The sequence below is a fragment of the Mesorhizobium sp. NZP2077 genome, from assembly GCF_013170805.1.
Lineage (GTDB): Bacteria > Pseudomonadota > Alphaproteobacteria > Rhizobiales > Rhizobiaceae > Mesorhizobium.
Genome location: NZ_CP051293.1, coordinates 7,162,657 through 7,181,927, shown reverse-complemented (window position 1 = coordinate 7,181,927; position 19,271 = coordinate 7,162,657). Strand labels below are relative to the sequence as shown.

Here is a 19,271-nt window from a genome sequence, read left to right as displayed (position 1 = left end):
TCGCTTCAGGTCTCACACCTAAGAGTCCGGCCGGCTTATGCGAGAGGAAATTCTTCGTAGGTCGCCGACAGCTGGCGGATGTATTCGTGCCGCTTTTCTGTGAACGTGAGCTTGCTGCGGGTTGAGCCGCCCGCAGAGATGAGCCCGTCCCTTCGGATTGTGCCGCGCGCCCACGAGTATGCAAATACACTGCTATCAAAGTGGCGTGCAGCCAGGGACGGGCGGAAGAGGCAGCTCCCTGAATTGAAGTCCTGTTCTCAATTGTCAAGAAAAAACCGAGTCAAAAGATATTAAGACATTAATTCTTTCAACTAGTTCAGCACAGTGATAGTCTTCCGCAAAATCATTGGGCAGCGTCACTTAGGGGGTTAGATTTGGATCTGGAGGACTTGCTTTCGCCGGATGGCGAGAAGGATAATTCGTCGATCAGCCGGCAAGGCGGTCGAGTTTCCCTCGAAAAGGACGCGATCTCAAAGGCCGGACATAAACTGTTCGAGAAGCTATCGCGACAGCTCAACGCACACGGCTTTTGGACTGCGGCCCCTACTCAGAAGCAATATCTCCCCGATCGCGGCCTTTGGGCCCCACAGCGTCGTGCCGTGGGTCTTTCTCTCGCCTACCTCGCCGCTCGTCTCACGGCAAAGAATGGCGCGGGCGCTGCATTGGTCAAAATGCCGACCGGTACGGGCAAGACTGGCGTAATCGCAACGCTGGCATGCGCCGTCGACGACATTAAGCGAACGCTGGTCATCACACCGCGTCGAGCACTTGTCGATCAGATGTTGGTCGACCTTCACACACGCCTCTGGAGTCGTTTTGGTCTGATTTATTCGGGTACCGAGGTCCGCACGCGGGCAGCAGATGATCCCGATGTAGGATCGCGGACAATAAAGGGCCCAGTTTGGCGATTGCTACCGAGTGATGCCGCCACCTTGACGACCCTTGCAAACGATCGGATCGTAATGGTAGGCACGTTCGCCGCCCTCGAGCAGATACTTCGACCTGATCGTCCTGCGCATCGCCTGAGCGGCCGCCGCCCTTTGGGTGCGGACGAGATCCCCCCCGATCCTGACGAGAGCGCGGACCTTAAAGAGCCGGATCGCAAGAAACTCGTTGAACTCTTGAAGAGCTTCGACCTCGTGATTGTTGACGAGAGCCATTACGAGCCAGCGTTCATCTGGTCTCAGTGCATCAGAAACCTTGGCCTTCCAACTGTACTTTTCAGCGCGACCCCTTATCGCAACGACTTTCGCTATTTCGATATCGATGGGCGTTTCGCGTTCAATCTGTCCTACGACGAAGCAAGGAAGAGACGTCTCATTCGCGATGTCAAAGTTTTGGCAGATGACCCCTCTGCGCCTGCTGGGGAGAGCTTCCCACAACGACTCATCCGGTTCGCCGACCAGGTCGGAAGGGAAACGAACCCGGATCATCCGGAGCGAGCCCGAATTATCGTCCGAGGAGACACACACGAAAGTCTGGTCACGCTGAGACAGGAGCTTGGCGCGCTCGGTCAGAGCAGCGTTCTCATCCATCATAAGGAGAAGCGGAACGCTACCGCCCTACGATTCCAAAACGTAACGGACGCGCTTGCTGCTCGCGAAACTGACGACGTTAGATTCTGGCTGCATCAATGGAAACTGCTTGAAGGCGTGGACGACAGCCGGTTCGGCGGCGTGGCCGTCAGCGAGCCCTTCACGACCAGCCGTGCCGTGGTGCAGCAGGTCGGCCGTGTGCTTCGATATGCCGACCGCAAACGGTCGGAGACCGCGCTCGTCGTCGGGAGGGAGGGGCTGGGTGTCGATCTGGCGGAGCGTTTCGATCGCTACATGTCCTATGAGCAGCGTTTCAACGCCAATCCCAGTGACGCCCTTCGTCGCGAGACGCAGTTCTTCGAAACGCTGCGAGCCGCATCGCCGGCGGTCCAGTACATTTCCGGCGACTTCCGCGACCGGTTCGACCTGGACGATGACCAGGTTGGCTTTTCTGATATTCAACTGCCCTGTCGCGCCTACGTAATGCGGAACACAGGCGGAAGATCGTTGGACGAGATCGCCGAGGCCTCGCGACTGGCGATGGGCCTTGAGGATCGTCACGACGCCACCGTTCTCCGACCCAGCGGCGACAAGGACCCCTTAGGGCTGCGCCTTATCGTCTATGTGTTGTGGGGCAACTCCCCGCTGCTCATCCGCCGTGCCATGCCAACATGGAATCTTGGCGTAATGGCGCTCGTTGAAGTCGGCAACCGCATCTTCCTTTTGGATACCGAAGGGCTCGTCATCGACCCCGAGAAGCTCGGCCTCGAACCAGAATCCCCGGAAAAGATGCAGCTCCTTGTGCCAACTGCCGGCCCCGGCGAAACGTCTCGGGTGACGGTCGCATCGGCCCTCAGTCTCGATATATCGGACATGGGCGTTCGAGCTGCCACGGTAAGAATGCGGGACTTCAGTGAAGGGTTCTATGACCTCGCACAAGGCATGCAGGCAACTACGTCTGTTCGCGCTTCCATCCGGCGGAAGGGCGCCGCGACTACGGCCTTACGCTATTTGTCGCTACAGCGTTCTTCCGTATCGGATGGCAGCGGCAAGTACGTGCCAATCGTCCAGTATGCGATTTGGGTGAGTTCCGTCGCGGCCCAATTGGACTCGAAAGACACGCCGAGCAGGGCTTTCCAGCGGTTCGCGCAAGCGGTCCCGGCCCCTGCTGCAGGAAAGGCAGTTCCTCTGAATGTACTCTTCGATTTTGCCGAGATGATCGGTGATGGTGGAGAACACGCGCCTCCACATTGGAACACCGATCACGTCGCAGGTCTGATCTCGGCGGACCGGTGTCTCGATGTCGAGCCAGACGGCTCCTTCACGATACGAGTGGACGACCAGCTTTTCGACGGCAAGCTCAAGTACGAGATAACCGGCACTCTACGGCGCCGCGGCCGATACATCGTAGAATGCGCCGAACTCGATGCTTACCTTGTGGGTCACGATGTCACTCGCAAGGAGAAGCCACAGCTACTATCAGGTATGCTGACCCGGGATCAGGCGTTCCGGGTGATCCCGACGGATCCCACGCTCATTTACGCACAAAAGCACTTTTATCACCCCAGAATGTCAATCGACGAGATCGCAAAGAATCCACCGGGCGGACCGTTGGAATTCCTGACAGGATCTCCGTGGCTCGCGACCGTCACGTCCGAAAAGGGCAACGGCAAGTCAACCATCAAGGAGTGGGTCTCTGGAAGCATTTTTGGAGGGTTCTACGCGCAAGCCGGTCTGGCGTCTCGCGGCGCCGCCAACACAAAACATTGCAACGCCATCCGTGCCCTTGATCCCACGATGGCTGACCTTCTGGACAAGTTTTCTTTCGTCGTTTGCGACGACGGCGGCACCGAGACCTGCGATTTCATTTCTGTCGATGACGTGGACCCTCGCTTCGTACTCATCCACGCTAAGGTTGATGATACCATCATGAGCCTGAACTCCTTCCAGGCGGTGGGAAGGCAAGCTCAGGCAAGCATCGCTTTTCTGACGCGTATCGAATCGTTGCCTGACCGCACGGCGGATTGGCAGACGCCGGTCACGATTAAGGACGGACAGATCGTTTCACGCATCGTCAAGGGGACTGATCCCGTCCCAAAGCTATGGGAGCGCGCCCGAGATGCAGCGCGGTCGGTGCGCTACAAAAAAGAAATCTGGATCATGGCGGGCAGCATCCTCCAGCGTCAGGCGCTTGTCGAAGAGCTCAAGAAACCTGCTCCAAGTCCTCGGTCGCGACAGATGATTTACTACCTTGCGTCACTCCAAACGTCAGCCAATCGCGCCAACATCGGCATGCGTATCTACTGTTCCCCTTAGAGACAAAGTAAGTTCCAGTGATTAGTGGTGTTATCGTTCGTTGCGCATGCGAATGGGGGCTTCAGGCCAGTTCAGGCCATGGTCCAGGGCCGGGCGACCGCTATCGCTTTTGCGCCCTCGGGACCGCGAGATTCCTCGCCTCCCGTATTTGTTCTTCTTCCGCTGCCGCTTTCAGCCACAACTGCATTATAAATTCTACGTTGGAACGCTGAGTCGCTGAGAGGGCGCGGGGTGCACTGTATCGTCAATTTTCCCTCGACGTGGATCGACGCCTCGAAATTCGAGGCAGCGTTGACGGCATCGTGTGGCCCGCACGCGTCGAGCACCTATACTGTCGCATTCAATTTTCCTGCCGGATGCAAGATCATGGTTGATGTCGGCATCCGCCTACTTTCGCTCGCCAATCAGCTCGCCTCGACCAGTCGCCGTGTTCGCTTGAGCTTCGATGAGGGCGAAGCCGGCACGATGGGATATCTGAATCGGATGGGGTTCTTCGACCACCTTCATGAAGACGTCGAAGTCGACCCCGCTCGGCCGATGCATTCCGTTGCCCGGCTGCGACGTGGCTCGAATAGCATGCTTGTCGAGATCGCGCGCATCAATAAGGATGCCCGCGACACGAATCTGCCGAGTCGCCTTACGCAGGCCGTCAAACAAGCATGTGCCGGACGAGAAGATATCGACGAGCTCAGCGGCGCCGCTTGGATGATCTTCGCCGAACTGATCGACAACATTTTCTCTCATAGCAGGACACCGCTCGACGGCTATGCCGCGCTACAGGTCTATTCAGGTGGGAATAGACTCTCCGTTGCGGTATCGGACAGCGGCCTTGGAATCATGGACACGCTAAGGCCATCGCTGAAGACGCAGTTGCCCAACCTGGAGCGCCTCTCCGATACTGAGCTTGTAGTCGAGGTGTTCCGGCAGGGCCTCTCTCGCCATGGATCTGATCGGGGGCTGGGGCTGAAGGGTTGTGCTGCAAAGGCGATCAAGTTTAATGCGACACTTGATGTGAGGCTTCCGACGCAGCGGGTACTTCTTGTGCCAGCCAGGGGCGCATATGAACCAAACAACGCCTACTGCTATGAGGGGCTTCCGTTGCTGTGGGGAACGCACATCGGATTTGCCTTCAAACTTGATGTTTGACCTCGAGCCCGAATCTGATTAAATGAATCCGATGAACGAGGTGGTGAAGCGGGTGCTTCCTTTACGAGAGTTTATGAACCGGCCCGAGGGGTGGGGCAGGAATGAAGGAAGAGAAGTTTTCCCGCGGCTGCTTGCGTTCGTCGAACTAAACCCCGGGGTCGTGATCTTCCAGATCTCGATGACCGGCATTGAGCGGATGGATATGTCTTTCGCCTCGGAAACGATCGTCGAACTAGCGCGCCGGTTTAGGCGGACGAAGGCTTTCTGCCTGATCAACATCGACGATGTTGACCTGATCGAGAATGTCGATGCGGCGGCGGCAAAGAAGGAACAGCCGCTTCTGGTGTGGGAGGGAAATTCAGCGAGGCTGATTGGCATCAAACCGAGTGAAGGGGCACGCGAGGCATTTCAGTTTGCGATGGGTCGACCCTCATCAAGGGCAACCGAGTTCGCTGTACACAAGGGCCTGTCGATTGCCAATGCGAGTATGAAGTTCAAGCAGCTGTGGGAGCAAGGTTTCCTGCTCAGGCGGGAAAGCAACGCGGATACCGGCGGGGTGGAGTTCGTGTATTGCCGGATAGGGTAGAGACCGAGCGAAAGCTATTTTTTTTGAATGCCGTTAAGTGGATTCATTGAACCAGAATAATGCTCCCAACTAATGCAAGCTGAAAGCGGCGGTGCGACTGCTAGAAGGACGAGACAAATGATGAAGCATCAGTCACTGATGGATGTCGAAGAGAGGCCCAAGGGCATCCAGAAGATCAGGCGCCTGCCGGATGCGGCCCTTGGGGCACTCTGGGACTCGATCATCATGGACGAGAAGGAGAAGGCGCGCTTGCTGTCGCAAGCGGTGCTGAACTTCACCGTCCGGCCGAAGGTCCCGCGCAGCGTCATCCCGCTGCACGGTGTGATTCTGCTGGTCGGCCCGCCTGGTACGGGCAAGACCTCGCTCGCCCGGGGTCTCGCGCATCGGGTGGCCGAGTCGTTCAACGGTGGGCGCTTCCGCCTCCTGGAAGTCGAGCCGCACTCCCTGGCGAGTGCCGCACACGGCAAGACGCAGCGTGCCGTCACCGACCTCTTCTCGCAGTCAATTGCCGAAGCAGCCGCTGGCGGGCCGACGATCGTGCTGCTCGACGAGGTGGAGACGCTGGCGGCCGATCGCTCCAAGCTAAGCCTTGAAGCCAACCCCGTCGATGTTCACCGCGCCACCGATGCAGTACTCGTCCAGCTCGACGTTCTCGCCGAAGAGCACCCCAACCTGCTGTTCGTTGCAACCAGCAACTTTCCGAAGGCGGTTGATGGCGCCTTCCTCTCGCGCTGCGACATGATCATGCCGGTGCCGCTCCCTGACAAAGACGCGTGCGCTCGCATCCTCGCCGACTGCCTGATTGGGCTTGGCCAGACCTACGCCGCGATTGCCAAGCTAGCATCGTCGCCCGGGTTCCCGCCTTGTGCAGAAGTATGCGTCGGGCTCGATGGGCGCGCTATCCGCAAGATGGTAGCGAACGCGCTGGCGACGAACGCGAAGACCGCTTTGAACCCAGCGCTGGTAACGATCGAAGATCTGCTCGCCGCCGCCCACGCCGCCCGGAAATCCCGGACCGCCCTGGAAGCCCGCTCATGAGCACCGTCGCCAAGCGCACCTTCCGCAGCATCCCTCACCGCGACGCGTACGACACCTGGAGGGCAATCGCCGCATTGCTAACTCAGGGCCGGACCGGTTCCGACCACACCGAGCTGATGGCGGTGGCGGGCGTAGCGTCCAGCCTCATCACCGACCAGACACCGCAGGATGCCGCGATCATCGTCACCTGCGACGGTCCGCGCACGCGCATCTACTGCCTCTATTACGACGACGCTATCGACGGCGGCGACGCCAACGAAGAGAAGCTCGGCTTTGACCCGCTGAACGGAGACTGGGCTGTCTCCCTCCCGTGCCCGGCCGAGGAGCTCGACTGGGTCAGCGGCGCGCTCCAGAAGCACAGCAGCCGCATCACAGCGCGCGACAGCGCCGAAACGACCGTAGGCAAAGAGAACAGCGCAGCCACAGCGGGCGCGACCGGCCTTGTCCTCAACACTAAGGGGTTCCTCGGCTCATGACCATTGTTAGCATCAACACCTATGCCCACTCGGTCGTCTACGTGGCCGACAACATCCTCAACAGCTTGAAGAACATTATCTGGTTGAGCGGTCTCGACCCGTCCGCGCTCGTCGAGGACTGGCAGACCAACATGCGTGGCGTGCAGAGCTGGCTCGCCTCCGGCGACCTAGAGTTGGTTGTGCTCGAGATTTACAATCCCCGCACGAACGAACTGGTCGGCCGCTGGGACATAGATGTTGTCTACACCACGAGCTACGGCGACGATGGCGGCTTCTGGACCGACACCGATCAGATTCGCTACGCGGTGAAAAAAGCTGGCCTGCTGCCGAGCGAGGCGCGCTACCGTCTCCTGCTTCACACCAAGCCCGGCCGGCCCGATGTCACCGGCTGGAGCCCGGCATCCTACCGCTCAACCGCCGGCTTTGTGCGGCACAGTCTCGGCTCGACCATCGAGCACAACGGACTGGGCGCGAGCGCCGCCTACTGGAGGAAGAACTGATGCTGACGCTCGATGAGGCCTTCCGCAAGTTCAAGAGCAGGCTGGAGCTGAACGACAAGGAGCAGAAAAATGCATCGGCCCGGCAGCAGGAGGTACGCAATTATCTCGACACCAAGTTCTCCATCGCCAACAGCTTCTTGACCGGCTCCTACGCCCGTTACACCAAGACCAAGCCGCTAAAGGACATCGATATCTTTTTTGTCCTGAAAGATTCCGAGCGCCACTATCGCAGCAAGGCGCCGTCGGCAGTGATCAACGCTTTCTATGACGCCCTGGTCGAGAAGTACGGCGAGGAGGCGGTCCGCAAGCAGAGCCGGTCCGTCAACGTCGATTTCGGCGTCCATGTCGATGCCGAGGACAATACCGACTACCGCATCTTGAGCGTCGATGTCGTGCCCGCCTTCCCCAAGGGCGATGACTATGAAATCCCCGATACCGACACTGGGCAGTGGATCAAGACCAATCCCAAAATCCACGCGGAGAGGGCCACCGCAGCGCACCAAGCTTTTTCCTACGAGTGGAAGGGCCTCGTGCGCATGGTCAAATACTGGAACAACAATCCGCGCCACGGCTCCGACAAGCCGATCAAGCCGTCGTTCCTGATCGAGGTCATGGCGCTCGAATGCCTGTACGGCGGCTGGCAGGGGCAGTTCGACCGCGAGCTGCAGAGCCTTTTCTCGACGTTGGCAGACCGCATCTTCGATACTTGGCCCGATCCCGCCGGCCTCGGTCCAGCGATCAGCAACGGGATGGATCAGGCGCGCAAGCGGCGGGCGGGCGACCTGCTGATGCAGGCCAGCCGCGACGCCACCGCTGCCATCAACCTCGCCCGTCAGGGCCGTAACGGGGAGGCGCTGAAAGCTTGGCGCGCGCTGTTCGGCCCGAAGTTTCCCCTCACCTAAAGGAGCGCCCCCATGGCAGACTGGTCCCTCGCGCAATTGCTCGCCTCGCTGCATGAGGACATCCAGCAAAAGCTCTCGATCGTGCGTCGGTCGATAAATCACCCTGGATCGAAGGGCGACGCCAGCGAAGAGGTGTGGCTGGAGCTGCTGAAGACCTACCTGCCCAAGCGCTATGAGGCAGCAAAGGCACATGTCGTGGATAGCAAGGGCCAGTTCAGCGAGCAGATCGATGTTGTCGTGTTCGACCGGCAGTACTCGCCGTTCATCTTCACCTTCCAGGGGCAGACGATCATCCCGGCCGAGAGCGTCTACGCTGTGTTTGAGGCCAAGCAGACGATCGATCTGGGGCTCGTGAACTACGCCCAGGACAAGGTGGCTTCAGTGCGGCGTCTGCACCGCACCAGCCTACCTATCCCCCACGCGGGCGGGACCTTCGCCGCCAAGCCACCGATCGCCATTCTCGGCGGCATCCTGACCTTTGAGAGCGACTGGAGCCCGGCGATGGGCACCTCGCTCGCTTCGGCGCTGAATGCCGGCACCGGTGACCGGCAGCTTGATCTCGGCTGCATCGCTTCGCACGGGCACTTCGAGCGCGATCCGCAGACGGGCAGCTACAGCTTCGGACACGAGACGAGGGCGGCGACGGCCTTCCTGTTCAAGCTAATCTCTCGGCTGCAGTTTAGCGGCACAGTCCCGATGATCGATGTTGAAGCCTACGCTGAGTGGCTGGTGAAGTAGGCGCGACGGCTAAATGCGCCGAAGAGACTGAGCCACGCAAAGCGTTGACGAGACCTGAGGTCATGTACAACGGCGGCTTTACGCACACTCAGCGGCGCCTCGATATTTCCGCGAAACATCTCAGGCACCTTGCCAGACTGCCGACTGCGTCAAAAAAATTAGATTAGGCCTCTGGCACCTCGGACAGCGATGTCGGGCAAAGTGAAAAACTCGATGTTGTGAGCGTGCAGCCCCAGACCGCTCATCGTGTAACGGAGATGCTCGTTGCTGCCATAGAAGCTTACTGCCCAGCGAGTGGATGGCAGTGTATGGGAAATGATCTCCTCGAAATAAGGGGGATCCACTTCTGACAACGAGTGTCCTAGGACAACGATCAGGTCGACGTCAGTCAGTGAGGTAAAAAGCCTGCCTTCTCTTTCAATATTCGATCTGTCGGCTTGAACGTGTCTTTGAAATAGGTGTCGATCAGCTCAATCCCTTCAACGACTCGGATATCTGCCGCCTCGGGATCGGTCTCGAATCGATAGGGGTCTGGATTGCCAGGATTACGTCCGTGTCCAAGGACGAGAGCCTCGTCTGGAACTACTGCAGACCCATGTATATGCAGTCTCAGCAAAGCTGGCTGAACTTTTCTGCGTCTGCCCGGCAAGAGCCGGGCAGACGAGCCCACAGACAATCCCCCGCAGACCGGGGCAGCAGATTGTGGGAAGCTGCTACTGGAAGAAGATGCTTGCGAGTGAAGAGGGCGGGTCCCCGGCTTCTCATATCCTGCAGCAGACTCACAGTGGCGCTGAGTGACGCGATCATCTGCCGGTTGTCCTAGCCCCCAAGCGACGCGGGTGATCGCCACACTTGATTGTTCAGGTAAGACGCCGTGACCCCCTGTCGCGTCGACCCAGATCCTCACAGGAATGGTGCGTTCTGGGCGACAACCGCAGCGAGATGCGCCGCGAAGGTCGCCAGAACTCCTGACGCTGAGACGATCGCAGGCAATGAGTTGATGGTGCGCGGTCTCGCCCATCTAGCCGATGGCGCAACCGGCCCTATCTTCGCGAACGTCGCTGTCGATCAAGAAGGCCCGAACGAGTTAGAGCTGGCAGCACCGGCTCGACTATCTATCCTCAACTGCCCGAAGGAGCCGGCGAGCACAAGGACCTTAGCGGTTGCTAGCGCCGGACCACCCGAAGATCACGGCAGCAGTCGAGCAGCTCATGGCGAAAGGCATTCCGGTTTTCTCGCTGCTTTCCGACTTCGCGGCCGGCGTGCGCGAGGACTATATTGGCCTGATCAATCGCAAAGTTGGGGGGCAGCCGCTTGGATGTTTCCAAGATCGCAAAAACGGCCCAGCAAGGTGGCGGTCTTCGTCTGCAGCCACCGCTTCCAAGGGCACTAGCTCCACGCAATCGGCTTTCGCTCCTATTTCCGTGATCAAGGTGCTCGATATGCTCGTGAACCTCGAGAAGCGCCAAATCACATACCAGATCACGCTGGATCTCATGCGCCGCAACCTGAGCTCGTCAGGGCATCAGGGGCTCCGCGAGGAGGGATCTCGTCGTGCTTGAACCAATCACGCCGGAGTCGCGGTCGGCGCCGGCGGATGACATTATCGAGATGGCGGTCGCCACGCCACTGCGCCAGCTTTGCCAGGAGCTGATTATGCTGATGGCCCGGGCCATCAGCGCCGGCACCGTGGAGATTTCGGGACAGAAATTTTCTGCTGCCGGAGATGTATGAAACTGATGGAATTCCATCATGAGGGCCGAGTTTCCTTTCGCAAATGAAAGAAAGCTCGATTGACTCTCCTGCCCCATTCCGGTCTCGTGAATCAACGTGCGGTTGCGGCGTGCAGAAGCCAGTCGACGGTCGCTATTCATCAAGATCCAGCGTCCTGAAAGGACGACGAGGCAAATATTAGGGACAAATCAAGCGTTGGTTTTGGCGGAGCCTTGGCCCGATGACGAGTGGATGCGGACCCGAGCGTCGGCGCCAATTCGGCCCGGAGGACAGCCCGCCCGACCTCACGGGGTCAATATGCTGACAAAAGCGGTGTGAACGCACCGTCGGTCGGCCATGTGCTCTAGACCACCAGTTCATCGCGGATTCCCTCAGCACCGAAAACGGAGAAAAACATGTCCGATGCAAAACTGCAGAGTGTGCTTTCGTCTCTTTCGCAAGTGGCGAGACAGTTAGATGCTCTGCCATCCGATAGACCAGCGCCGGATACAAGTTGGGTAAAACTAAACACGAATGAGAACCCATTCCCGCTTCCAGCAATCATAATGCAAAGTGCGATTGCAGCCCTCGAACGGCAGTATCTATATCCAGAAGACGATAACATCAGCTTGAGGGAAGCAGCCGCGACTGCCTACGGCGTCTCCATGGATCAGGTGATCGCCGGCAACGGATCGTCTGAACTGCTTGGACTTGTCTACAGAGCTTTCCTTGCCCCGGGGGATAGCGTGGCGATGATGTCGCCAGGTTTTTCGTTCAACCGCAAACTTGCAACGTTGCAGGGTGCTCAATTTGTCGAAATCGAATTTAGCGAAGATCATTCCTTGCCGATGGAGCAATTGCTCTTCGGTCCTGCAAAGGAGGCCAAGTTCATTCTGTTAGCCAATCCGAACAATCCGACCGGAACGTTCGTTCCGGTGGCCGATATCGAACGCCTGGTAGCGAAATCGGACCGCTTGATCGTGCTGGATGAGGCCTACGTCGACTTTGCACCCGAGAATGGTCTACGCCTCATCAATCGCTATTCGAACCTTCTGGTCTTAAGGACATTTTCGAAAAGCTATGCTGCCGCCGGCGTTCGCGTCGGTTTCGGTTTCGGTCACCCTGAAATTATCGGCAGGCTACGCAACATCCAGAACGTCTTCAACATGAATGTGATCGGGCAGGCGGTTGGTATCAGCGTCCTTGCGCACCGCGCCGCCTATGCAGACAACCACAGACACATCAGGCATGAACGGCGGCGAGTGACGCTCGCGCTGTCGCAACTTGGATTTTCCGTAATCCCTTCCCACGCAAACTTCTTGCTTGCCCGCGTGCCAACGGGACAGGACGGCTCATGGTGGCAATCAGCCTTTGCAAGGCAAAAAATACTTGTTGCCTTCTTTCCCGATAAAGGCTTGGAAAATTACATCCGCGTCAGCATCGGCACAAAAGAGCAAATGGATGCGTTTCTTCGTGCCGCTAGTCGAATTAGTAGAATATTGAATATGTCAAGACCCCCGCATTAGGTTGCTAAGGCTCTGCTTTAGCATTTCGCAGGCAATAATCCGAGCGATTACACAAGCGAGAAATCTTTAAATTGCTTGGAATAACAAGCAACCGGACTTGTCGCGTCAAAAATGGAGACAATATCATGGAAAAGGCCTTTCCTTCAGGCCTAGCTGTCGGCATCTTCGATCATCTGGACGAGGACGGCCTCGATATCGCCCGACAGTACGAAGATCGCCTGATGTTAGCGGAGGCGTGCGATCACCTTGGGTTCTATGCATATCATCTCGCAGAGCACCATTGTACCCCACATGGGAGAGGTCCATCACCGAATCTGTTCTTGTCGAGCGTAGCCCAGCGAACCCGGCGCCTTCGTGTCGGCCCGTTGGTAATGCTGCTTGCCCTCTATCATCCGCTACGTGCGTTCGAAGAGATCTGTATGCTGGACCAATTGAGCGGTGGCAGGCTCGAACTTGGGATAGGGCGCGGCTCGCTCCCGATCGAATTGGGTTACTTCGGGATTGGCTCGGACGCGGCGCCAAACCACTATGCGGAAGCCAGCGAAATTCTTATCAATGCGCTGAAGGGCGGCACGCTATCCTATCAAGGCCGCCATTTTGAGTTGAACAGCGTTCCGCTGACGCTAAGAACTCATCAGCGTCCACATCCGCCGACTTGGATCGCCACCAATCGACCGGAATCGGCAGTCTGGGCCGCTGCGAATGGCGTGAACATCGCGTGCGTGGGGCCTTCCTCTTCCGTTCGAAGAATCACTGATGCCTTCCGCGCCGGTCGAGAGCACACCAGTGAGCCGGACGGCCAAGCGCCATTTCTTGGATTGCTCCGAATGGTCGTGATTGGGCGTTCTGAAACAGATGCACGTTCACTCGCCGCACCTGCTTACGAACGGTGGCTCAAGAGCTTTAAATTCCTTTATGATCTCAATGGCATGCCGACTCCACCAAACCTGCCGCTGACCTTCGATGCAGCAATCGAGAAGGAATTGTGCGTAGTAGGAACGGCAGCATCTGCGGGACAAGCTCTTCTTGATCAGCTGGAAGCGGCAGGTGCAAACTACCTCCTTTGTCAACCGGCGTTTGGGAATCTGTCGTTAGATGCTTCCCTATATACCGCAACGGCGATTCAATCCGCAATTATGGCTCGAGTTGGCTAACCCCGGTTCGAACGTTCGCTCACCCAACAACGTGCCAAGCGGCATGCTGTCGCTAGCGACGACTAGGTGCGGGTTTCGGATGACCCATCAACCGGTTGGCACAGAGGCATGCGGCTTCCTCCTCAAAGCGGCGTGTTGTTCATAGGCGAAAGCGACCGTGTATGCCGCATTCTCACCCCTCGGATAGGGCCTTCATGTCCTAGCAGTAGACCCACGATCGCCTGCCAGACTTGATCGGAGCGTTGGATACGTTCGGCCCGATCAGCTTATCGGCCCGATGTCCTTCGATCCGGCAAGCGCATCGAAAACATATTGCTTGCCTTGGCGCACGCTCGCTTCCAGCGACGCTCCAAGAGCAAGCGAGGCGGCGACTGCGCTGGCCATCATGCAACCCGTTCCGCGCATCCCTCGCGGCAAGCGGGGCGCCTCGAACCGAACTGCAGGTTGGTTCGGCTGCAAAAGCACGTCGACGCAACGGGTTCCTTGTGCATGGCCGCCCTTGACGAGTACGGCGGTCCTCACCGTCCTCGATAGCTCTTCAGCCTGACGACAAGCCCCTTCTTCGTCCGCGGCCGGTGACGAGCCGGTAAACGCAGCCAGCTCGACCAGGTTAGGCGTTACAAGCCGGCAGATCGGCATCAGATCGTGGCGCAGCATATTAATGGCATCGTCCGCCAGCAGATTGCGTCCCGAGGTAGAGGCCAGGACCGGGTCGAGTACCACAGGCACTTGGCGGTTGACCAAAACAGCGCTGACTGCCTCAACAGCCGCCGATGTCCCAATCATGCCTATCTTGACGGCTGCGACAGCGTTGGCAGCGAACGCGGCGCGCATCTGAGCGGCGACAAGCTCCGACGGCACAAGCTTGACGTGCTCGACAGCCGAGTGCGTCTGGACTGTCACGGCGGTGATGGCAAGACAACTGCGCAGCCCGAAGGCGGAAACCGTTTCTATATCGCGGGCAATTCCAGCTCCACCGCTGGAGTCCGACCCGCCAACGACAAGCACATGCGGTTCTCGCCTCAGCGCCATCGCTCCGTCTTTTCGATCCATTCTCGTGTGCGCGCTTCGGGATCGGCATTCAGCGTGATGTCGGTGACCACTGCCGCGCTATCGGCGTCCGCCGCGAAAACACCGTTGAGCCTGTCAGGGTTGAGACCGCCAATGGCGACCAATGGGATTGGCGCGACCCGGCGCTTCCACTCGCTGATCCGTTCGAGCCCTTGCGGCGCCCATTTCATCTTCTTCAGGATGGTCGGGTAGATGGGGCCGAGCGCGATATAGTCGGGCTCGGCAAACATGGCCGTTTCCAGCTCGACATGATCATGCGTGCTCAGCCCGAGCCTGACGCCGGCTGCCCGTATTCGCGCGCGGTCGGCGGTCTGCAAATCCTCCTGGCCGAGATGGACGAAGGTGCAGCCTTCCTCGATTGCCAGGCGCCAATGGTCGTTGACGATGAGCTGGCACTGATGCTCGGCGCATAAGTCCTTTGCCTTCCGGATTTCGGCGCGCAACCCGGCCTCATCCATGGTCTTGATACGCAGCTGCACCAGCCTGACGCCGAGCGGCGCCAATCGCTCGATCCAGGCAGCGCTGTCGACGATCAGGTAGAAGGGATCAAGCTTCATGAAAAACCGCCCTGCCGAATGTCGGCGTCGACGGCACGGCGACATCGCGCGGTTCGAGCATTCCCGAACCAAAAGCTTCGCGACCGGCTTCGACCGCCTTGCCGAACGCACGCGCCATGCCGACCGGATCGGCCGCCCTGGCGACCGCCGTGTTCAGGAGCACGGCGTCGAAACCGAGCTCCATGACTGTTGCTGCGTGTGACGGTCGCCCGAGCCCCGCATCCACGATCAGCGGGACACCTGGGAAATGTCCGCGCATCGAGCGTAGCGCCATGATGTTGACCGGCCCGAGGGCGGAACCGATCGGCGCACACCACGGCATCAGGACCTTGCAGCCCGCTTCCAGCAGCCGCCCGGCCACGACAAGATCGTCGGTGGTGTAGGGGAATACCATAAAGCCGTCCTCGCACAGGATGCGGGCGGCTTCGACCAGGCCGAACACGTCTGGCTGCAGCGTGTCGTGGTTGCCGATCACTTCGAGCTTGATCCAGCTCGTACCGAAGACGTCGCGCGCCATTTTCGCAGTGGTGACCGCTTCCTTGACGGAGTGACAGCCAGCAGTGTTGGGCAGGATTCTGACGCCCAGCGAGCGGATCAACGACCAGAATTTCTCGCCGGCCCTGCCATCTGCCATCTCACGGCGCAGCGAGACGGTCACCACCGACGTGCCCGATGCCTTGACCGCATCGGCAAGGATGGCCGGCGAAGGATATTGCGCGGTGCCGAGAAGCAGGCGGGAAGGAAGCGTCGTCCCGAGAAGCTCGAACATGCTAGCCTCCCTGCATGGGCGAGAGGATTTCGATCCGATCGCCGTCGCTCAACCGGAATTCCGCCCGGTTGGCTTTGTGCACGAGGTCACTGTTGACGGCGGTCGCCAGCCAATCGCCCTCATAGTCGAGCGCGGCAAGCAGCTCGGCCAGGGTGGTGGCGGCAACCTCATGCGCTTCGCCGTTGACGATCAGTTTCATTGGCAAGCTCCATGGGTTTGTCCTGACGGAAGACGAGTTCGGCCCCCTGGCGCGCCATGGCTGGGGCGAGCAGAAAGCCATGGCGATAGAGGCCGTTGATCGCGACCGCGTTTCCGCGTGCCTCGACGCGCGGCAGGTTGTCTGGAAAGGCTGGACGGATGCCGACCCCGGTTTCAACGATCTCGGCCTCGCCAAAGGCTGGATGGAGGGCATAGGCAGCACCCAGAAGTTCCATCATCGAACGCGCCGTGACCGGTCCGACGGACTGGCTTTCAATCATCGTCGCGCCGATCATGAAACGGTGGTCGGTGCGCGGCACCGCATAGAGTGGAAAGCGCGGCTGCAGCAGCCTGACCGGGCGCGACAGCGAGATGTCAGGCGTGCGCAGGATCAGCATTTCGCCGCGAACGCCGCGCAGCCTGTCATCGAAGGCGGCCATTCCCGTGCAGTCGATCTGGCGATCGAAACCGGAACCATGCCGGGTGTCGGCGCCGAAGCGGAACTCGACACCCATGGCCGTGAGCTTGTCATGAAGTGCCGCCATCGCCTGGTGCGGGTCGAGATGCGCCTCATCGGGAAAGAACAGGCCGCGCCGGAAGCGGCCGGCGAGGTCGGGCTCCAGCAGCGCGATTTCATCTTCATCGACGCGCCGATGACCCGACGTGCGGCTGGCGAACCGCTCGAGTTCGCCCGCATCGCGCGGCGCGGCCACGACCAGTGTTCCGGCCCGCGTAACCTGGCCCGGCGTTGCCGCCTCCCACCAGTCGGCGGCATCGCGTCCCAGATCCAACACTAGCTGCTCGGCGCTTTCGCGCTCGCACCATGGTGCCAGCATGCCGCCCGCGAACCATGATGCGTTGCCGCCGAGAGCATGTCTTGTCTCGGCAACTGTCACCGCCGCGCCGCGGGTGGCGAGTTCGAAGGCTGCGGTGAGACCGGCGACGCCGGCCCCTTGGACCAGCACCCTCATGATGGCTCATGCGCCTCCGACATCAGCGGTGCGCCGGCCTCCTCCGCCGGCACATAGAGATCGCCGCCCTCGCGATATTTCGCCGCCATCGCCGCCATGCCCTCCTTTTGTGCTTCGGCACGAATGTCGTGGGAAATCCGCATCGAGCAGAATTTCGGCCCGCACATCGAGCAGAAATGCGCCAGCTTGTGGGCCTCCTTGGGCAAGGTCTGGTCGTGGAAGGACCGCGCGGTTTCGGGGTCGAGCGACAGGTTGAACTGGTCCTCCCAGCGGAACTCGAAGCGCGCGCGGGAGAGGGCATCATCCCTGACTTTCGCCGCCGGATGGCCCTTCGCCAGATCGGCGGCATGGGCGGCGATCTTGTAGGTGATCACGCCAATCTTGACGTCGTTGCGATCGGGAAGGCCGAGATGTTCCTTCGGCGTGACGTAGCAGAGCATGGCGGTGCCGAACCACCCGATCATGGCAGCACCAATGCCGGAGGTGATGTGGTCATAGCCCGGCGCAATGTCGGTCGTCAGCGGTCCAAGCGTGTAGAACGGCGCCTCGCCGCAAACGGCGAGCTGCTTGTCCATGTTCTCCTTGATCTTGTGCATCGGCACGTGGCCAGGCCCCTCGATCATCACCTGGCAATCCTTGGCCCAGGCGATCTGCGTCAGCTCGCCAAGCGTTTCCAGCTCGGCGAATTGCGCCGCGTCGTTGGCGTCGGCGATCGAGCCGGGACGAAGACCGTCGCCAAGCGAGAAGGACACGTCATAGGCGCGGCAGATGTCGCAGATTTCCGCGAAGTGCTCGTAGAGAAAGCTTTCCCGGTGATGCTGCAGGCACCATTTGGCCATGATCGAACCGCCGCGCGAGACGATGCCCGTGACCCGGTCGACAGTCAGCGGGATGTAGTGCAGCCGCACGCCGGCGTGGATGGTGAAATAGTCGACGCCCTGCTCGGCCTGCTCGATCAATGTGTCGCGGTAGACCTCCCAGGTAAGGTCCTCGGCAATGCCGTTGACCTTTTCGAGCGCCTGATAGAGCGGCACCGTGCCGATCGGCACCGGCGCATTGCGTACGATCCATTCACGGATGTTGTGGATGTTGCGGCCGGTCGACAGGTCCATCACCGTGTCGGCGCCCCAGCGGATCGCCCAGACCATCTTTTCGACCTCTTCGGCCATCGAGGAGGTGACGGCGGAATTGCCTATATTGGCGTTGATCTTCACCAGGAAATTGCGGCCGATGATCATCGGCTCGCTTTCGGGATGATTGATGTTGGCGGGAATGATCGCACGCCCGCGCGCAACCTCATCGCGCACGAATTCCGGCGTGACGAAGTCTGGGATCGCCGCGCCGAAGGCTTCGCCGTCGCGCTCAAGCTTGCCACGCAGCATCTCGCGGCCGAGGTTTTCGCGGATGGCGACGAACTCCATCTCGGGCGTGATGATGCCGGCGCGCGCATAGGCGAGCTGGGTCACCGCCTTGCCCTGCTTGGCCCTGAGTGGCCGGTTGCGAGTGAGAAATTCCGGCGTCAGGCGCTCGCCGGTCGCAAATCCGTTGTCCTCCGGCCGGACATCTCGGCCGTCATAGGCCTCGACATCGCCGCGCGCTGTGATCCATTCGTTACGAAGCCGGGCAAGGCCATTTTCGATATTGGTTTCGACAGTCGGGTCGGTATAGGGGCCGGACGGATCGTAGACGGTGACGGCCGGCTCGCCGGCCGTTGGATGGACGGAGATTTCGCGCATCGGCACCCTGATCTGCGGATGGAGGACGCCGGACTTGTGGATTTTCCGTGAGGCGGGCAGTGGTCCCGTCGAGACGGCGGGGGTGAGGGCATTCATCGTGAGGCTCCTTTGCTCATGCATTGGAGACCCAGTTCTGTGCCGGAAGGATGAAAAGACGCTTTGGTCGTAGGACGTCGGGCGTGGACTCCCGCAAAGCGCTTGCACCGTCCCTACGCCAGTATGAACTGGATCAGGTTCAACGGGTCACTGCGCCGCGAAAGCCAGCAGTATCTCAGCCCCTTGCCGGGACTCCCCTGGTGAATGCGTCGAATTGAATGGGCCGGCGCTATTTTGTCAAGC

Annotated in this window: 18 protein-coding genes and 1 riboswitch; of the genes, 12 read left to right on the top strand and 6 right to left on the bottom strand. The window is 59.7% G+C overall.

The annotated features are described in order from the left end of the window. Positions 1 to 374: 374 nt before the first annotated feature. The 12 genes from HGP13_RS35235 to HGP13_RS35180 all read left to right on the top strand — a co-directional run bounded on the left by HGP13_RS35235 (position 375) and on the right by HGP13_RS35180 (position 13,630). Complete coding sequence (locus HGP13_RS35235) at positions 375 to 3,851, top strand: DEAD/DEAH box helicase family protein (protein WP_172234459.1); 3,477 nt, start codon at positions 375 to 377, stop codon at positions 3,849 to 3,851. Positions 3,852 to 4,217: 366 nt separating this feature from the next. Continuing rightward, positions 4,218 to 4,997 (top strand): ATP-binding protein, encoded by a 780-nt coding sequence (locus HGP13_RS35230; protein WP_172234458.1) that lies wholly within the window; start codon positions 4,218 to 4,220, stop codon positions 4,995 to 4,997. 22 nt (positions 4,998 to 5,019) lie between these two features. Then, positions 5,020 to 5,583: a DNA-binding protein gene (locus tag HGP13_RS35225; RefSeq protein WP_172234457.1), complete on the top strand. Its 564-nt coding sequence runs from the start codon at positions 5,020 to 5,022 to the stop codon at positions 5,581 to 5,583. 117 nt (positions 5,584 to 5,700) lie between these two features. Beyond that, the gene (locus HGP13_RS35220; RefSeq protein ID WP_246707235.1) at positions 5,701 to 6,621 is read left to right on the top strand and encodes an AAA family ATPase; all 921 of its coding nucleotides are present in this window, start codon (positions 5,701 to 5,703) and stop codon (positions 6,619 to 6,621) included. Then, the gene (locus HGP13_RS35215) at positions 6,618 to 7,097 is read left to right on the top strand and encodes a hypothetical protein (RefSeq protein ID WP_172234456.1); all 480 of its coding nucleotides are present in this window, start codon (positions 6,618 to 6,620) and stop codon (positions 7,095 to 7,097) included. Before HGP13_RS35220 ends, HGP13_RS35215 begins: the two co-directional genes overlap by 4 nt. Beyond that, positions 7,094 to 7,597, top strand: coding sequence for an HORMA domain containing protein (locus HGP13_RS35210; RefSeq protein ID WP_172234455.1), 504 nt, complete (start codon positions 7,094 to 7,096; stop codon positions 7,595 to 7,597). Before HGP13_RS35215 ends, HGP13_RS35210 begins: the two co-directional genes overlap by 4 nt. Continuing rightward, complete coding sequence (locus HGP13_RS35205) at positions 7,597 to 8,499, top strand: CBASS oligonucleotide cyclase (RefSeq protein WP_172234454.1); 903 nt, start codon at positions 7,597 to 7,599, stop codon at positions 8,497 to 8,499. Before HGP13_RS35210 ends, HGP13_RS35205 begins: the two co-directional genes overlap by 1 nt. Before the next feature lie 12 nt (positions 8,500 to 8,511). Further along, complete coding sequence (locus tag HGP13_RS35200; protein WP_172234453.1) at positions 8,512 to 9,237, top strand: DUF6602 domain-containing protein; 726 nt, start codon at positions 8,512 to 8,514, stop codon at positions 9,235 to 9,237. A gap of 1,211 nt (positions 9,238 to 10,448) precedes the next feature. After that, positions 10,449 to 10,799 (top strand): hypothetical protein, encoded by a 351-nt coding sequence (locus HGP13_RS37695; RefSeq protein ID WP_210267849.1) that lies wholly within the window; start codon positions 10,449 to 10,451, stop codon positions 10,797 to 10,799. Beyond that, positions 10,792 to 10,971, top strand: a complete 180-nt coding sequence (locus tag HGP13_RS37690; protein WP_210267846.1) for a hypothetical protein — start codon at positions 10,792 to 10,794, stop codon at positions 10,969 to 10,971. Before HGP13_RS37695 ends, HGP13_RS37690 begins: the two co-directional genes overlap by 8 nt. 395 nt (positions 10,972 to 11,366) lie before the next feature. Continuing rightward, positions 11,367 to 12,476 carry a histidinol-phosphate transaminase gene (gene hisC, locus HGP13_RS35185; protein WP_172234452.1) on the top strand — a complete coding sequence of 370 codons (1,110 nt, stop codon included), beginning with the start codon at positions 11,367 to 11,369 and terminating at the stop codon, positions 12,474 to 12,476. Between the two features lie 125 nt (positions 12,477 to 12,601). Continuing rightward, positions 12,602 to 13,630 (top strand): LLM class flavin-dependent oxidoreductase, encoded by a 1,029-nt coding sequence (locus tag HGP13_RS35180; protein WP_172234450.1) that lies wholly within the window; start codon positions 12,602 to 12,604, stop codon positions 13,628 to 13,630. A 261-nt stretch (positions 13,631 to 13,891) separates the two neighbouring features. Here the strand turns inward: HGP13_RS35180 and HGP13_RS35175 are convergent, their stop codons facing one another. From HGP13_RS35175 to thiC, 6 genes are read right to left on the bottom strand one after another with little or no spacing between them, the layout of a single operon-like run. Continuing rightward, positions 13,892 to 14,662 (bottom strand): PfkB family carbohydrate kinase, encoded by a 771-nt coding sequence (locus tag HGP13_RS35175; protein ID WP_027055520.1) that lies wholly within the window; start codon positions 14,660 to 14,662, stop codon positions 13,892 to 13,894. Further along, positions 14,653 to 15,258: a thiamine phosphate synthase gene (locus HGP13_RS35170; protein WP_172234448.1), complete on the bottom strand. Its 606-nt coding sequence runs from the start codon at positions 15,256 to 15,258 to the stop codon at positions 14,653 to 14,655. The genes HGP13_RS35175 and HGP13_RS35170 overlap by 10 nt, the downstream gene beginning before the upstream one ends. Then, positions 15,248 to 16,027 carry a thiazole synthase gene (locus HGP13_RS35165; RefSeq protein WP_172234446.1) on the bottom strand — a complete coding sequence of 260 codons (780 nt, stop codon included), beginning with the start codon at positions 16,025 to 16,027 and terminating at the stop codon, positions 15,248 to 15,250. Before HGP13_RS35165 ends, HGP13_RS35170 begins: the two co-directional genes overlap by 11 nt. A 1-nt stretch (position 16,028) precedes the next feature. Continuing rightward, positions 16,029 to 16,226, bottom strand: a complete 198-nt coding sequence (gene thiS / locus HGP13_RS35160) for a sulfur carrier protein ThiS (RefSeq protein ID WP_172234444.1) — start codon at positions 16,224 to 16,226, stop codon at positions 16,029 to 16,031. Further along, positions 16,195 to 17,196, bottom strand: coding sequence for a glycine oxidase ThiO (gene thiO / locus HGP13_RS35155; protein WP_172234442.1), 1,002 nt, complete (start codon positions 17,194 to 17,196; stop codon positions 16,195 to 16,197). The genes thiS and thiO overlap by 32 nt, the downstream gene beginning before the upstream one ends. Next, a complete protein-coding gene (gene thiC, locus HGP13_RS35150) occupies positions 17,193 to 19,028 on the bottom strand; it encodes a phosphomethylpyrimidine synthase ThiC (protein WP_172234440.1) in 1,836 nt (611 codons plus the stop codon). Before thiC ends, thiO begins: the two co-directional genes overlap by 4 nt. A gap of 92 nt (positions 19,029 to 19,120) precedes the next feature. Continuing rightward, a riboswitch (TPP riboswitch) is annotated at positions 19,121 to 19,237 on the bottom strand. Positions 19,238 to 19,271: the final 34 nt, after the last annotated feature.

Bases quoted from the DNA above. Each gene is read 5' to 3' on its own strand.
- HGP13_RS35230 (WP_172234458.1), top strand. From the start codon at position 4,218: ATGGTTGATGTCGGCATCCGCCTACTTTCGCTCGCCAATCAGCTCGCC.
- HGP13_RS35225 (WP_172234457.1), top strand. From the start codon at position 5,020: ATGAATCCGATGAACGAGGTGGTGAAGCGGGTGCTTCCTTTACGAGAG.
- HGP13_RS35220 (WP_246707235.1), top strand. From the start codon at position 5,701: ATGATGAAGCATCAGTCACTGATGGATGTCGAAGAGAGGCCCAAGGGC.
- HGP13_RS35215 (WP_172234456.1), top strand. From the start codon at position 6,618: ATGAGCACCGTCGCCAAGCGCACCTTCCGCAGCATCCCTCACCGCGAC.
- HGP13_RS35210 (WP_172234455.1), top strand. From the start codon at position 7,094: ATGACCATTGTTAGCATCAACACCTATGCCCACTCGGTCGTCTACGTG.
- HGP13_RS35205 (WP_172234454.1), top strand. From the start codon at position 7,597: ATGCTGACGCTCGATGAGGCCTTCCGCAAGTTCAAGAGCAGGCTGGAG.
- HGP13_RS35200 (WP_172234453.1), top strand. From the start codon at position 8,512: ATGGCAGACTGGTCCCTCGCGCAATTGCTCGCCTCGCTGCATGAGGAC.
- HGP13_RS37695 (WP_210267849.1), top strand. From the start codon at position 10,449: ATGGCGAAAGGCATTCCGGTTTTCTCGCTGCTTTCCGACTTCGCGGCC.
- hisC (WP_172234452.1), top strand. From the start codon at position 11,367: ATGTCCGATGCAAAACTGCAGAGTGTGCTTTCGTCTCTTTCGCAAGTG.
- HGP13_RS35180 (WP_172234450.1), top strand. From the start codon at position 12,602: ATGGAAAAGGCCTTTCCTTCAGGCCTAGCTGTCGGCATCTTCGATCAT.
- HGP13_RS35175 (WP_027055520.1), bottom strand. From the start codon at position 14,662: ATGGCGCTGAGGCGAGAACCGCATGTGCTTGTCGTTGGCGGGTCGGAC.
- HGP13_RS35170 (WP_172234448.1), bottom strand. From the start codon at position 15,258: ATGAAGCTTGATCCCTTCTACCTGATCGTCGACAGCGCTGCCTGGATC.
- HGP13_RS35165 (WP_172234446.1), bottom strand. From the start codon at position 16,027: ATGTTCGAGCTTCTCGGGACGACGCTTCCTTCCCGCCTGCTTCTCGGC.
- thiS (WP_172234444.1), bottom strand. From the start codon at position 16,226: ATGAAACTGATCGTCAACGGCGAAGCGCATGAGGTTGCCGCCACCACC.
- thiO (WP_172234442.1), bottom strand. From the start codon at position 17,196: ATGAGGGTGCTGGTCCAAGGGGCCGGCGTCGCCGGTCTCACCGCAGCC.
- thiC (WP_172234440.1), bottom strand. From the start codon at position 19,028: ATGAATGCCCTCACCCCCGCCGTCTCGACGGGACCACTGCCCGCCTCA.